The 12,886-nt window shown below is 67.6% G+C and carries 14 protein-coding genes; all 14 read right to left on the bottom strand.

Features of this window, described 5'->3' with window-relative positions:
- Nucleotides 1-20: 20 nt before the first annotated feature.
- Nucleotides 21-2,117 carry a hypothetical protein gene (locus CJ010_RS00885; protein WP_141016287.1) on the bottom strand — a complete coding sequence of 699 codons (2,097 nt, stop codon included), beginning with the start codon at nucleotides 2,115-2,117 and terminating at the stop codon, nucleotides 21-23.
- Nucleotides 2,114-3,301, bottom strand: coding sequence for a WD40 repeat domain-containing protein (locus CJ010_RS00880; protein ID WP_141016286.1), 1,188 nt, complete (start codon nucleotides 3,299-3,301; stop codon nucleotides 2,114-2,116). The genes CJ010_RS00885 and CJ010_RS00880 overlap by 4 nt, the downstream gene beginning before the upstream one ends.
- 2 nt (nucleotides 3,302-3,303) lie before the next feature.
- Nucleotides 3,304-3,696: a hypothetical protein gene (locus tag CJ010_RS00875; RefSeq protein WP_141016285.1), complete on the bottom strand. Its 393-nt coding sequence runs from the start codon at nucleotides 3,694-3,696 to the stop codon at nucleotides 3,304-3,306.
- A gap of 9 nt (nucleotides 3,697-3,705) precedes the next feature.
- On the bottom strand, nucleotides 3,706-4,221 hold the full coding sequence (locus tag CJ010_RS00870) for a hypothetical protein (RefSeq protein ID WP_141016284.1): 516 nt from the start codon (nucleotides 4,219-4,221) through the stop codon (nucleotides 3,706-3,708).
- Nucleotides 4,221-7,574, bottom strand: coding sequence for a phage tail tape measure protein (locus tag CJ010_RS00865; RefSeq protein ID WP_141016283.1), 3,354 nt, complete (start codon nucleotides 7,572-7,574; stop codon nucleotides 4,221-4,223). Before CJ010_RS00865 ends, CJ010_RS00870 begins: the two co-directional genes overlap by 1 nt.
- A 25-nt stretch (nucleotides 7,575-7,599) precedes the next feature.
- Nucleotides 7,600-8,328 (bottom strand): hypothetical protein, encoded by a 729-nt coding sequence (locus CJ010_RS00860; RefSeq protein ID WP_141016282.1) that lies wholly within the window; start codon nucleotides 8,326-8,328, stop codon nucleotides 7,600-7,602.
- Nucleotides 8,325-9,086: a hypothetical protein gene (locus tag CJ010_RS00855; RefSeq protein WP_141016281.1), complete on the bottom strand. Its 762-nt coding sequence runs from the start codon at nucleotides 9,084-9,086 to the stop codon at nucleotides 8,325-8,327. Before CJ010_RS00855 ends, CJ010_RS00860 begins: the two co-directional genes overlap by 4 nt.
- Nucleotides 9,083-9,322, bottom strand: a complete 240-nt coding sequence (locus tag CJ010_RS00850) for a hypothetical protein (RefSeq protein WP_141016280.1) — start codon at nucleotides 9,320-9,322, stop codon at nucleotides 9,083-9,085. The genes CJ010_RS00855 and CJ010_RS00850 overlap by 4 nt, the downstream gene beginning before the upstream one ends.
- A gap of 10 nt (nucleotides 9,323-9,332) precedes the next feature.
- Nucleotides 9,333-9,806 (bottom strand): hypothetical protein, encoded by a 474-nt coding sequence (locus CJ010_RS00845; protein ID WP_141016279.1) that lies wholly within the window; start codon nucleotides 9,804-9,806, stop codon nucleotides 9,333-9,335.
- Nucleotides 9,803-10,303 carry an HK97 gp10 family phage protein gene (locus CJ010_RS00840; RefSeq protein WP_141016278.1) on the bottom strand — a complete coding sequence of 167 codons (501 nt, stop codon included), beginning with the start codon at nucleotides 10,301-10,303 and terminating at the stop codon, nucleotides 9,803-9,805. The genes CJ010_RS00845 and CJ010_RS00840 overlap by 4 nt, the downstream gene beginning before the upstream one ends.
- Nucleotides 10,300-10,986 (bottom strand): hypothetical protein, encoded by a 687-nt coding sequence (locus tag CJ010_RS00835; RefSeq protein WP_141016277.1) that lies wholly within the window; start codon nucleotides 10,984-10,986, stop codon nucleotides 10,300-10,302. Before CJ010_RS00835 ends, CJ010_RS00840 begins: the two co-directional genes overlap by 4 nt.
- A 78-nt stretch (nucleotides 10,987-11,064) precedes the next feature.
- Nucleotides 11,065-11,373 carry a hypothetical protein gene (locus CJ010_RS00830; protein WP_141016276.1) on the bottom strand — a complete coding sequence of 103 codons (309 nt, stop codon included), beginning with the start codon at nucleotides 11,371-11,373 and terminating at the stop codon, nucleotides 11,065-11,067.
- Nucleotides 11,373-12,212: a hypothetical protein gene (locus CJ010_RS00825; RefSeq protein ID WP_141016275.1), complete on the bottom strand. Its 840-nt coding sequence runs from the start codon at nucleotides 12,210-12,212 to the stop codon at nucleotides 11,373-11,375. Before CJ010_RS00825 ends, CJ010_RS00830 begins: the two co-directional genes overlap by 1 nt.
- A gap of 179 nt (nucleotides 12,213-12,391) precedes the next feature.
- On the bottom strand, nucleotides 12,392-12,886 hold the full coding sequence (locus tag CJ010_RS00820; RefSeq protein WP_141016274.1) for a hypothetical protein: 495 nt from the start codon (nucleotides 12,884-12,886) through the stop codon (nucleotides 12,392-12,394).

Here is a 12,886-nt window from a genome sequence, read left to right as displayed (position 1 = left end):
AGGCGATGCGGGGATAGCCATCAGATGAACTCCAGCAGGTCGGTCGGCACGGCAACGTTGATCGTCGCCGAGGTGGTCAGCGTCAGCGGATCGCGCGCGGTCTCTTCCAGGTCCGGCGCCTGAATGCTGAGCTGGAGCGGATACCACTCGCGGCTCGCCTTCTCGGCGTCGGTCAGAAGGTCCGCCAGGTTGGTCGAGAAGCCCACCATCGTGGCCTCATCGAACGGCACACTCGTCTCCAGCCCACCGACGTACTCACCGATGGTGCAGGTGTAGGTGCCGGCCGGGCTGGTGTCCGCCGGCGTAGCGGGCAGCGACCAGGTCGGCAAGGCCTGATGCACATTGCCCGGCAGCGCCAGAGCCACTTCGAGCGATGTCGTCGCCTCGCCGGCATCGGGGTCAAGCACGTGCTTATAGGCGGCCACCTTGCCGGCTGCGCGCACCTTGGTCGCCTCGATGGTGAGCCACCAGTCCAGCCACAGATCCGGGCGAATCGACACGTCCAGGCTGATGCGCCCGGTGCGGGTCGCTGTCGCCAGGCGCACCCACGCCTGGTCGAGCAGCGTGCGCATGATCTCGTCGCGGGCCGCCTCGTCGAACCCTTCCGGCTGCCACACCTCGATCGTGTCGCCAATCGGCGGCGGCGTCGTGCTCGGCTCCGACACAACAAGCACCGGGCCGGGGCCCACGCTCGCATCCGTCTCCCACGCTGCCTGATCGAATTCCGCCACCAGGTTGGCGCCGATCTCGTCGGCAATCTCCTTGCCCAGCGCCGTTTCGAGCGAGTCATTGACCACGGTGACGGTGTAGTCCTCGGTCACCGTCTGCTGCCACCGGGTGCCCAGATAGGTGGTAAAGCCCAGCGCCAGATTGGGCGCCTCGTCCGGCGTGATCACGATCCCGCCGTCGTCCCAGCCCTCGTTAAGGTAGACGCCCGGCGCCGGGCTGGTGATGTCCATCGTGCCGATGATTTCCCAGCCCGAAAGGCCCTCGCATGCGGACTTGACCATCGCCACGCTCAGCCACTGCAGGCTGTGCCGCTCGCCGGACGTCTCGCGCCAGATGAACCACCCGATCGGCTGCGACCACTCGGCCGTGATGTATCGCGCTCGCAGCCGCTGGTAACGATACTGCATGCGCACCACCACGCGCGTGCGCAGGCTGTCGCGGCTCGGCATCGTCAGCCGGGGCGTACCGTCCAGCCAGTCGTCCGGCGTCAGCGTCGCCGCCTTGGCAATGTCACCGCCCCGCCACGGCAGCACGGTCGGCACGCCATACGGGTCGAGCGCCATCGACTTGGGCACCGACTCCAGCCGCGCCTGCAGGTAGGCGAAATTGTCCGCCGGCGTGCCCGACACCGCCTCGCTCCAGCGCCCGCCCACCGCCGCGTCAATCCACGCGCGCGTCTGGCCGGCCATGATCTCCTGAAACTGGTCGTGGCACAGGCAGCTCACAACGCCGGTCTGCATGTCGAACTCGGCCTCCTCGACCACGCCGGTGAACATCCGGCGCAGGTATGCCGGCCCACTGGTGCGCTCGAACTCGAGCACGACTACCTGCCCGGCCAGCGCGATCACGTCGACCGAACCCTCCGGATCAAACGCGAACGACGCGACCGCCGCTTCGTTCTCTGCGCCCTCAACCGATACCGGGCCGACGAGCTGGTCGGACCGATCCACACCGCCCAGCGTCACGCGCGCACGCCACTTGAGCGTTGTCTGCCCCACGTCGGGCGCCGGATCGGCCGGCTGGCCATGCCAGGCAAGCCCCGACATTGATCCGAGCGGCCCCTCAAAACGACCGATTGCCGCAGGCAGCACATACGCCACGCCTGCAACACCACCTAGCGGGGAGGCAATCAACGCCACGCCAGTTGGCGGCGCCAACGCGGTCGCAGTCAATACGCCGAGCGGCGACGGAATCAGGGCCTGCCCTTGTGGGAACACGACCAGCGCAGTGCCGGACAGCGCGCCCAACGGCGACGGAAACAACGCAGTCCCTGCCGGTACCGGATCCCCGAACGCGACCGCGGCAGCCGTGCCCGGCGGCGGCGTATAAGGGGATTCCCCGGCCCAACTGACTGCAGCCGCGGTGCCGGCGGGCGGCGTATAACTCATCCCGGGATCACCCTGCCAAGGATTTTGTCGTTGTAGACACTACCCGCATCGTCATCCAACACCACCACCTGCACCGGCAGCGCGGTCAGGAACGGTGCGCTGTATTCGCCGCCTGCGCTCGACGTCCTGCTGGCAAGCAACTCACCATTGGACCGTCGATAGAGCCGATGCACCCGGCTCGCTGGCGCGCCGGTATCGTCCGTAACGACATGGGGGACGAGCGCAGCCACGCGCAAGGGCGCCGCAGCACGCCATGCGCAGCCGTTTCCCTCGCCGGCGGGGTTGCCCCCTGTCAGCGAGGCTTTACCCCACGTTGATGTGATGTAGACGGTCAGATAGGGCGACGTCGTATGCACCACCGCCAACCGGGTACCGTCCGGGCTGAATGCCACGCCGCGGCCATTTCCAGCCGGATTCCCCCCGCTGATCGTCACCTTGGACCAGTCGGCCACGTTATAGACGGTCAGATACGGCGACGTGGCATGTGCAACGGCCAGCCTGCTGCCGTCCGGGCTAAACGCCACGCCGCGCCCAGTCCCCGCCGGATTACCGCCGCTGATCGTCACCTTGGACCAATCGGCCGTGTTGTAAACGGTCAGATACGGTGACGTGGCATGGGCAACAGCCAGCTTGCTGCCGTCCGGGCTGAACGCGACGCCGTACCCGATCCCCGATGGATTACCACCCGCGAGGGCCACCCGCACGCCGGTCGCGACGATGTACACCGAAAGGAAGGGGCTCGTGCCATGGCCGACTGCCAACAAGCTGCCGTCCGGGCTGAACGCACACGAGTACCCCTGCCCTTCAGGGGGAGTGCTCGTGAACGTGACTTTGGTCCAGTCGTCTGTGTCATACACAGTGAGCGACGGCACGCTATTGTTTGCGACCGCCAGCAACGCGCCATCCGGACTAAAACTCACGCCGTTACCCGAGCTCGCCGGGTTGCCGCCGGCGAGGGTTACAGGCGCCGCCGCCACCGTGTCGATCACCGCGAGGAACGGCAGGCCGCTAAGCGCGGCCGCAAGCTTCGCCCCTGAAGGGCTGAATGCAACGCCGTTGATGATTCCTGCCGTGATGCCAGCGAACAGCGTTACCGCGTCGACGCACTTGGAGAGATCCGCCGCGTCGTACGCGTCAAGGCTATTCGCCGCGTTGCACCCGACTGCCAGCACGCCCGTGGACATGCTTACGCCACCGACGCAGCGAGGATCTGGACCGGACCACCCTCCAGCACGGCCAACGTGTTCATGGCAATCTTGCCGGGTACCGGAGTGGGCGACTCGACGGCCTCTATCGATCTATATGCAACACCCGCGCCATCCCGCAGCGTCCAGTAGGCGATATTCCCACCGGCCGGCGCCGCGTCTTCTTGCGCCGCGATGATGAGGTCGAGCTGCCCTGTGGTGCCGTTGACCGTACCGCAGGGGTCACCCAACACGACCGTTCCCAGCAGCACATCGGCAGCGTCGTGAGCGGTCATGTAGGCGGGGTTGGTGTCAGCGTCGACCAACGCGAGCAGAGCAGTGTTGGCAGCGATGATCGCGGCCGGGTTCCAGCTGGTGAGATACGGTGCAGCCATAGCAGCTCCTTAGATTTCCTCGGCGCTCAAATTGAACCCCGCCACTGCGCCGGCCGCGTCGTACTGCTCCTGCGGGCCGGCGCTGCGCATCACCAGCAGCGGGTAGTAAAGGACGGTGTAAGCGCTGGCGCCGGCGACCGCAGCCAGGGTGGCCACATCGCCAGCCATCGACACGGCCGTCGGCACCAGCTGGTGCCCGACCAGGCCGAACCCGTAGGGCGCAGCGTCCGTGCGGCGCGCAGCCGGCAGCGTGATCGAGGGCGTAGCCGACTGCCGGGCGCGCGTGGCCACACAGGCGATCGTCAACTCGCCGCTCCAGTCGATGCTGTCCAGCGCCGCAGGGATCAGACCTTCCGCGCTGATCTGGGTCGAGATGCGCCGCCAGGTCTCTTGCGCGATCAAGCGGCCCGAGGCCGTGCGCCGGGTGGCGAAGCCGCCCAACGGGGCATAGGTCTGGGTGATGCGGCCGGCGGCCCGTACCGGGAACGCGATGCCGTTGATGACCAGGTCGGGCTGGCGCCGCATTACCTGCGCCCCCCGGCCTTGAGCGCGGCGACCTTAAAGGCGCGCTGCATCTGGCCATAGACGTCAGCCGAGGCCTTGACCGGGTAGCTCCCCACGCCTGGGACAACCAGGTTGGCGCCGACCATGTCGCTCGCCCCCGTTGCCGCCGCAAGCGTCGGGGCTGCGGCCGCCGCAATCGCCCCGCCATAGCCATGCTTGGGGATACGCATGTTGTTGATCGCATCGATGAAGGACCGACCGTAGTAGCGCACCGCGGGGATCTGAATCACATGCTCGCCGGGCGTGCCCCAGTACAGCACGTTGTCCGACCGGTCGCCGTGGGCAATGCCCGGCAACCGGCCGCCGTAGGCGCGCGCTGGGAGTGCATCGGCCAAACTCTCGGCTACATTCGTGCCGCTGTCGCTCGACCACTGGATGTCCTGCTTGGTCACCACCTCGACAGTGATCGTCTTCAGGTCCGGCAGCGCGGCCAGTGCCGTCTTCACCTGCTCGATCGCGGCCGTCGCCGGGTCAACGCTCGCATCCACCTTCACCGTGGTCACCGCGTCGCGCAGCTGCTGCAACCGGGTTTCGAGCTGCGAAAGCTGTTGCGCCTGTGCGGCCGACGCGGCCTCGATGTCCTGCAGCTGCCGCTGCTTCAGCGCGGCCTGTGCCTCCAGTCCGCGCGCCTCCGCCTCGGCGATGCGGTCGAACATGTTGGCCGCATCCGTGTCGTCCTTCAGCTTGTCGGCGTAGGCGCTGGCCTGCTGGATCAGCTGCGCCGCGCGCGCCGCGTACTGCTGTGCCTGCTGGGCGCGGCCGTCGATTGCCGCGTTCTGCGCGAAGGTCGCCAACTGCTGGGCCTCGCTCACCGCGCTGTCCGCACGACGCCAATTGAGCGCGTCGCGCTCCTCGTCGGTCAGCCCGCGCTCGCGCCGCTCGGTCGCCTTGGCGCCGGCCCCAGCCGTGCCATTGCGGACATTCGCGGCCTCGGCCAGCAGGTTGGCAATCTCGCCGCGCAACTGCGCCGTCTCGGCTGTCGCCTCCCGGGCCTTCGCACGCACATCATCAAACAGGGAGACCAACTGCGGCTTCGACAGCTCGCCGGCAGCGCCCAATTCGCGAATGCGCTCGGTCAGCGCCAGCAGCTCGGCCGGGTTGCGTGCCCCGGCAATCATCTGCGACAGCGCAGTCTTCAGCGCCGCGCCAGTCTGCACGCCGGATTCCTTCAGCTTCGGCAGTGCGGCCACCACGGCATCCAGGTGCGTCTGCAGCACCTCGAATTCGGGCGAAACCGAGGTCGAAAACTTCGTCAGGTCTACGCCCAGCTCGGCAGCCGCCTCGCGCGCCTTGGCCAGCGAGCCGGCCAGGTTCTCGGCGCCGGTCGCGGGCTTGTCCATCGAAGGCGAGGGCGGTGCAGGGGGCGCCGGTGGCGCTGACATACTCTGCCCAGCCCTGCGGGCTTTTGCCTCCGCAGCCATCTCGGCGTAGGTGTCGTCGATCTCCTTCAGCCGCTGCTGCAGACGGTCGTACTCATCGATGACGGTCTTCGGCGACCACTTGTTCTCGTAGGCAAACCAGGCGAACTGCGCACGCTCGGCCAGCTTGGTCAGTGCGTTCGCGAGTTCAACCCCCGCCAACTCGACGATTTCAAACTCTTCGCGCGCCCAGCGGCCGATCTCCCACCCGACAATCGCAGCGCCCGCCAGATTGAAGGCCGTTTGCAGCTTGCCGACGTTCTTGATGGCGTCGCCCAGGCCGACGTTCAGATCCTTCACCGCGCCGAACAGGGCACCGAACCCACGCGTACCGGCCACCGTCAGCGCCAGCAGCACCAAGCGCAGCGAGCCGGCGGTGACCATCACCGTCCCCAAAGTTGCAGCCAGAGCGGAGATTTCAGGGAAAGTCTCGATGAACTTTGCGACACCCGCGGCGGCGTCACCCAGCATTGTGACGACACTACGCAGCGCCGGAAGGAAGACCGTTCCGAGGTTGATCGCGGCCACCTCAACGCTTTGCCTCAACAGCCGAATCTGCGCGTCGGTGGTCTTCAGCTGCGCCTGGTACTCCTTCTCCATCGCACCAGCGGTGGCACTGCGACTGCTGATCCGGCCCAGCGCCGCCTCGTACTGCGCAAGCCCCGCGACCAGGCGCGAAATCTTGTCCTGGTATTCCAGGCCGAACAGCCGCGTGATGACCTCCGCGCGCGACTGGCCATCCAGCGACTTCAGCGTGCGCAAGAACTCCAGCAGCGCCGCCTGCGGATTCGCGCGGATATCCTTGGCCAGCTTGTTGGCGGATACGCCCATCTCGGCCAGCGCGGCCTGGAAGTCCGCCCCCTGCAGCTTGGCCGTCTGCAGCTTGGCCAGCATCGCATTGATGCCGGTACCGGCCACCTCGCTGCTCATGCCCAGGCTCAGCATCGACGCTGCCAGCGCGGCAGACTGCTCCGCCGTCAGGTTGAACTGCGTAGCACTGCCACCGATCCGGGTGAGAACATCGACAATGTCGCCTTCCCGGGCAGACATCGTGTTGCCCAACGCATTCACGGCATCGCCCAACTCTCCAACCCGCTCCAGCGGCAGGTTGAAGACGTTGCTGAGCTCTGCAACCGCCTTCGCCGACTGCTCCGAACTCAGGTTGAACGCCACGCCCATTTTCGCGGCAAGCGTGACGAAGGCCTCCAGCTTCTCGATGGGAACACCGAGCTGCCCGCCCATCGCCGCAATCGCGGCGAGGCCGTTGACGCCACCTTCTACCGGCATTTCCGTTGCCAGCTCACGGAGCCGTTTCGACAGCGCTGCGATCTGCTCGTCGGTGCCGCCGACCACCTTATTCACGGCGGCCATCGACGACTCGAACTTGATGCCAGCCACGGCCACAGCGGTCACCCCAGCCGCAGAGGCCGCCATACCCGCAAGGGCGGCCTTCGCGTTGACCAGCGAATCCGCCCAGCCATTGGTCTCCTTGTGCAGCTCGCGGATGCGCTCTTCAGTCTTCAGCGCAGCCTGCGCCAACTCGGCGCTGGTCAGCTTGCCCGAAGCCGCAAGGCGCTCGTACGCCTCGCGCGTACGGTAGATCTGCTCCTGGATGTCCTTGTGGGCCGACAGCCCAAGCAAGTCCCGGTCGGCCGCAACCTGCGAGCCTTCCCGGAAAACCTGCAGCAGCTTGCGTGTCTGCTCGTCCAGCGACGCAACCGCCACCTTGCCTGCTTCGACATCGGCCGCCAGTCGGCGAAACGCCTTGATGTCGCCATCGCCCTTGCCAAGCGAGCGCAGCAGCTGATCGAAGGCGCGCGAAAACGCCTTCAGGTTTGACTCGCCCTCACGCTTGTCTACACTGAGGGCGATCTCGACCTTGTTGGGCCCCGTCATGGCTACTCGTCAGCTCCTGGATACGCTACTTGGCTTCGGCATCGCGGCCGGCTTTGTCGTGTTCTTCGTGGTCTGCGCCGCCACCGGTACCGACCCCGGCCAGATCTTCCGCTGGGCCATCAACTGGCTCGTTGCGGCTCCCCTGCTGATCGCCCTGGCGGGGGCCACGCTGGTAATGCTGTGCGCGGTGGCCACGCGCCTGTTCGCCCACCGCCGCTAACTTGGCGCGCACGCGCCGCATGTCCGCCAGCACCTTCCCGTAGCTCTTGCCGTCGGCCTGCGCCGTGCGGGCAATGGACAGCGCGTCCAGCGCCTGATCCGCATCGATGCGGTCGAGCGCCTTGCTGAGCACATCCATCTGCAGCAGCGTGTAGCCCTTGATCGCGGCAATGCTGTGGCCGGCCTTCACCAGGCGCGCAACGACATCAACCCAGCTCGCCGTCTCGGCCCTTCCTGCAGCAGCGGGCTGGGCCGTCTCGAAAAGCGGCGAATTGACGCGGTAGAACGCCTCCATCACCGCGTCGAACTCGGCTTCCGCAAGTCCTGCCCACCAGTCCGGCGACCGCTTTACGCTCCGATTCAGCACGCTCAAGAACAGCGTGTCCTCGCCGCCGGTAGCTCCTGCCGCGGCCGCTTCCTCGGCCAGTTGCGGCAGATCCGCGAACAACACCCCCGACACACGTACCGCCTCGCCTGCCACCATCACCATGGTGGGCAGGCCGAGTACGGCCGCGACGTCGGCGGCGGTGCTCACAGCATCACCGCGCGGCCAAACTGCCCCAGGTCGCCATCCACCAGCTTGGTCGGGTCGGCCACGATGTTGCAGTTGAGCACCGCTTCGCCCTGGGATTCGTTGATGAACTGGAAGCTGCTCGGGAGGATCTTCGCCAAGTAGAAATCAAACGCCATGCGCGGCATGCCAGCCACCGCAGTGTTCTTGTCGGTGATGTGAATCCACTTCTCACGCTCGGTGTCCGTGAGCATCTTGATGTAGCTCACGGTGCCCGGCGTGAAGCTCGCCTTGATCGGCCCGGTCAGGCCAGTGATGCTCAGCAGCCGGCCGCGGCCGGTCTTGGCGTCGAGTTCGTAGTGGGTGCCAGCCACCAGCGTCACCGGCGTGGCAGTGCTGTCGACCAGCGACACCGAGGCCAGATCGTAGGCGCCCAGCAAGAAGGTCATGCCCACCAGCAGCGTCGCTGGCGTCACCGTCTTGCTCACCACCGCATCGGTGTCCTGCGCCACCTTCGATCCGCCGAAGATGAACTCCATGTTGTCGGTGCTGATGTTGTGCAGGGTGATGGCCAGCGTTGCTTCCGTGCCCTGGTACAGGGACAGGCCGGTGTTGCGGTTGCCCGAGTGGTGTTCCTTGAAGGTCTCGGTGGTCGGGTTCGGTGTGAATTCGATGCTCGAGCAGTCGCCCAGCCACAGCCCGCCCATGGGCTCGCCAGCCACGCGGTCCATCACGTCGATGGTGCCCTGCAGACTCCAGTACTTCAGTTCGTCGCCGTTCATGCTTCACCCCCTTCAGATTCAGTCACCGCGGTACCGGACTGCACCAGCCAGTCCGCCTGCTCCTTGCTCATGCCCAGTTCCAGGGGCTTGATCACCTCACCCTTGGCGTAGCGCTTTTCCGGGCTGCCGTAGCGCAGGCCGCGCTGCAGCGTCAGTTCGGCGGGCACCTCGGCCGCCACGGGTTCGGCGCCGGCGGGTGCCGGTGCCGGGGCTGCTGCCTTGGTCTTGCTGGCCATGGCGTCTCTCCTACTCAAGGGTTTCGGTGGTCAGGACGAGGTCGGCGCTGTGGCACAGCACGCCGGCAAACATCACCGGCCCGCTGGCCTGCAGCTGGGCGCCGGCCTCTTTTTCAAACAGGGTGCTCATCACCGCACCGTCCAGCGTCGGGTCTGCATAGATGGCGCGGCGCACGGCGTCGATCAGCCCGTCGAAGACGATCTCGGACTCGTCCGCGTCGGCCAGCGCCATGAAGCCGCGGATGTGCCAGCTGGTCTGCACCAGCGCGCGGCCCGCGCCGTTGCGCGTTATGCGGGCCGCCAGCCGGCGGACGAACCAGCCGCGCAGCTGGTCGCCGCCCGAGAGCTGCACGGTGTAGAGCCGGCGCATCCCCGCGGTGTCCTTCACGTAGCGCTCGTAGGGATGCACCACGCCGATTTCCGGCACGGCGCGCATCACGGCCACGAGCGCGGCGCGGGTGGTCTCGGTGTTCTGGGTCGTCATTGGATGGTCCCGATGCGGGTGGTGATGCGGCGGACGCACTCGCCGAACTGTTCCAGCAGCTGCTGGCGGTTGGCGGCGAGCGCGCGGTGGAACATGCCCACGCCCAGGGTGCCGCGCTTGGCGATGGCCTTGGCGATGCCCCAGGCGGCGGATTCGGCCTCTTTGCCGCGCACGCCCAGCTTCTGCTTGGCCCACTCCACCAGCGGCTCCACCGGCGGCATGTGCGGGCCGCTGCCCAGCTCCACCGGCACCGCGTAGGCCAGCGACGTACCCACCACGCCCTCGATGCCGATGCCGGGCAGCACCCGTACGTCGCCGATGACCGAGGCGCGCAGCGTGCCGTGGGTGGTGGGGGTGCGCTCCTGCACCTCGGCCTGCAGGTGCATCGTCGCCGCGCGCATGAAGCGGCCCAGCTCGTCCTCGACAATCTCGGGGGATTGCTCCATTGCCGCGGCCAGCTTGGCCACGTCGGTGGCGTCGAATTCGATGGAAATCACCGGCCTTGCCTCCGGTACATGCGGCCGCGGCCGTGCAGCGTCGGCAGCTCCAGATCCACCACCACGCCGGCGGCATCCATGCTGGGCTTCTCGATGCCCTGGGCGGTGATCTCAACCCCCAGTGTCGCGAAGTAGCGGTTGCGGTACTCCTTCGCGCGCTTGGCCCACTCCCGGGCGGGGTGGGCGTGGTCGACCGTATCGGCGGCGATTGTGGAATCCGACGTGCCCGCGTGCGCGGTGGCGATCTGCTCGGCCAGCAACGACGCGGCATAGCAGGCAACGGCTTCGCGGTGCGCGCGGGGGATGGTGTTGTCGGTGTCGGAAACGACGTGCGGGGCGGAGTATGTCAGGCGGGCCACGTCGCCCAGCATCAGCACGTAGCCCTGCAGGCGGATCTCCTCGCCCGATGGCGCGCGGTACATGCGCCAGGCGTCCGACGGCAGCGGATCGGCGCCGAGGGGCGTTTCGATGCTGCGCAAAGTGCTTTCGCCCGGTTCCCACTCCGTGGGCAGCGGCAGGGCGGCGCCGCCAGCGCTGGTTACATCCTCGACGACCTCGCGCGGGCGGTCCGCGCTGTAGCGCACCAGCGCCAGCCCGATCGCACGCTCCCGCTGCTCGGGCGTGGCCCATGTGGCGCCATCGCGCACCAGGTCATCGATCAGGTCTCGGAGTTCAGAAAGCACGGCGGCACCATTGCAGCGGGGAGTGCCGCAATGGTGCCGCGCGCGCGCGGAGGCGCTGGATTAAAGGGCTTTACTCTTTCAGCGCGGGTTTGCCACCAGCAGCAGTGCATCAAGCTGGAGCAGCTGGCCGTCGGACGTAGGCGCCAGCGCAGTCAGCAGGTACTGCACGCCATCCAGGCCGCCGACAATGCGCACCAGCACGTTGGTGCCGGACACGGCCGGCGCACCCTCCACGATGTTGGCCGCAGCGGCATCCACCCCTTTGCGGACGGCGACTGCCACCGTCGCGCCACTGGCGAGCGTCACACCCTCGGCCAGATCTCGTGCGAATCGGAACGTGACCGTGATCTGTTCAGCCGGGCGCTTCTCGGGCAGCTGCTTGAGCATCACACCTCCCAGCGGCGGCCGGCCGCGTCGACCTCGTAGCGGCGCCCCGCAGCGTCGACCGTCCAACGCGGATGTGAGATCAGCACCAGCGACTCGCCTTCGACCAAGAGCGCAGCTCCACCGGCCGCGGCGCTGCCGGCAGCCTGCAACGGCACCTGAATGACCAGCGCACCAGCCCCCATCGCCTGCGCGAAGCCGGTCGCGGTAACGGTAACCGTCGCCGACAAGCCCCCGGCGCCGGAAGCCACGGCGCCACCCGTCGCGGCCAGGTCAGCCGTGGACGACAAATCGGCCGTGGCGCTACCACCAGCAGCGGCGCCGCCGGTGGCCTGCAGCTGTACGGTGATGGCGAGCAGCGCCGATCCACCGGCCACGGCGCCACCGGCTGCCGCCAGGTCGGTCGCCTGCCCGGCAGAGAGCGTCGCCGACCCGCCCGCCTGTGCGCTACCCGCCGCCGCGGCACGCAGCTCGGCCGCGACGGCCGCCTGCCCCGCAGTGGCCGCAACACCCGCAGCGGCGAGCAGCACATCGGCGGAGACGCCCGCAGTGCCCGCTGCCTGGGCAAGGCCGGCTGCGGACAGAGTGACGCTCGCAGATGTAATCCCCGAGCCGCCAGCAATGGCGATGCCGGTAGCGGACAAAGGGACGGCAACCGAGGCAGCGGCCGATCCGCCCGCGAGCGCCACGCCCACGCCAGCCAGGCCGACAGTGAGCGCTGCGGCGGCACTGCCCCCAGCGGTGGCACTGTCGGTGGCCGATAGTGGGATGGCGATTGCAACATCTGCTTGACCGCTGGCAAGCCCGGCTCCGACGCCGGACAGGGCGATGTCGGCGTGCATGCCTGCGTTACCGGCGGCTGATGCTGCACCGGACGCCGCAAGGCCCGCCGTTGCGGACGGCGTGGCCGTCCCGGCCGCAGTAGCACCACCTGTTGCCGCGAGGTCAGGCGTCGATCCGCCAGCGCCCGTGCTCGACAGGGTGCCGAGCGGCAGGGTGCCGAGCGGTGACGTACCGAGGATCACAGCGGCCACCCTCCAGTGACGTCATATGCGGCAACTGCCTCGAACGTGGTCAGCGCATCGATCTCGTCGCGCAGCTTGCCGTCAGTCCCGGCGATCGCAGCACGCACGGCCTGATACTGCGCCGCGTTGCTTTCGATCTTCGCGACCAGGTCAGCCACCGGGATGCCGCGCGTCTGGGCCTCGATGCTGATTGCCGTTGTGATGGTGCCATCCGCGGCGTATGCGGCAGCGCCTTCCAACAGGACCGGCCATCCCGCCAGCTCTCCAGGGCTGATACCGGCGACCGCGAGGTCGTACTTTTCGCGGGCGATGGCGCGGACCTCCGCCTTCTTCGTTGCTTTGGCTGTCGCCAGGCTGTAGCCGTCGATGATCGCCTGCACGGCAGCGTCGTCGGTGGATATCCACACGCCGTCGACCTGTCTCAAGCGATGCCCGGCAGCCTCGATTGCGTGATGGAGCCCGATGCCTTTTTCGATGTAGCTGATGGTCAT

It is taken from the genome of Azoarcus sp. DD4 (assembly GCF_006496635.1).
In the GTDB taxonomy this organism is placed as follows: domain Bacteria; phylum Pseudomonadota; class Gammaproteobacteria; order Burkholderiales; family Rhodocyclaceae; genus Azoarcus.
This window is presented reverse-complemented; position numbering and strand designations above follow the sequence as displayed.

What these genes read in the sequence shown, in the direction of transcription:
- CJ010_RS00885 (WP_141016287.1), bottom strand. Translation starts at nt 2,117, where the DNA reads ATGAGTTATACGCCGCCCGCCGGCACCGCGGCTGCAGTCAGTTGGGCC.
- CJ010_RS00880 (WP_141016286.1), bottom strand. Translation starts at nt 3,301, where the DNA reads ATGTCCACGGGCGTGCTGGCAGTCGGGTGCAACGCGGCGAATAGCCTT.
- CJ010_RS00875 (WP_141016285.1), bottom strand. Translation starts at nt 3,696, where the DNA reads ATGGCTGCACCGTATCTCACCAGCTGGAACCCGGCCGCGATCATCGCT.
- CJ010_RS00870 (WP_141016284.1), bottom strand. Translation starts at nt 4,221, where the DNA reads ATGCGGCGCCAGCCCGACCTGGTCATCAACGGCATCGCGTTCCCGGTA.
- CJ010_RS00865 (WP_141016283.1), bottom strand. Translation starts at nt 7,574, where the DNA reads ATGACGGGGCCCAACAAGGTCGAGATCGCCCTCAGTGTAGACAAGCGT.
- CJ010_RS00855 (WP_141016281.1), bottom strand. Translation starts at nt 9,086, where the DNA reads ATGAACGGCGACGAACTGAAGTACTGGAGTCTGCAGGGCACCATCGAC.
- CJ010_RS00850 (WP_141016280.1), bottom strand. Translation starts at nt 9,322, where the DNA reads ATGGCCAGCAAGACCAAGGCAGCAGCCCCGGCACCGGCACCCGCCGGC.
- CJ010_RS00845 (WP_141016279.1), bottom strand. Translation starts at nt 9,806, where the DNA reads ATGACGACCCAGAACACCGAGACCACCCGCGCCGCGCTCGTGGCCGTG.
- CJ010_RS00830 (WP_141016276.1), bottom strand. Translation starts at nt 11,373, where the DNA reads ATGCTCAAGCAGCTGCCCGAGAAGCGCCCGGCTGAACAGATCACGGTC.
- CJ010_RS00825 (WP_141016275.1), bottom strand. Translation starts at nt 12,212, where the DNA reads ATGCACGCCGACATCGCCCTGTCCGGCGTCGGAGCCGGGCTTGCCAGC.
- CJ010_RS00820 (WP_141016274.1), bottom strand. Translation starts at nt 12,886, where the DNA reads ATGACCATCAGCTACATCGAAAAAGGCATCGGGCTCCATCACGCAATC.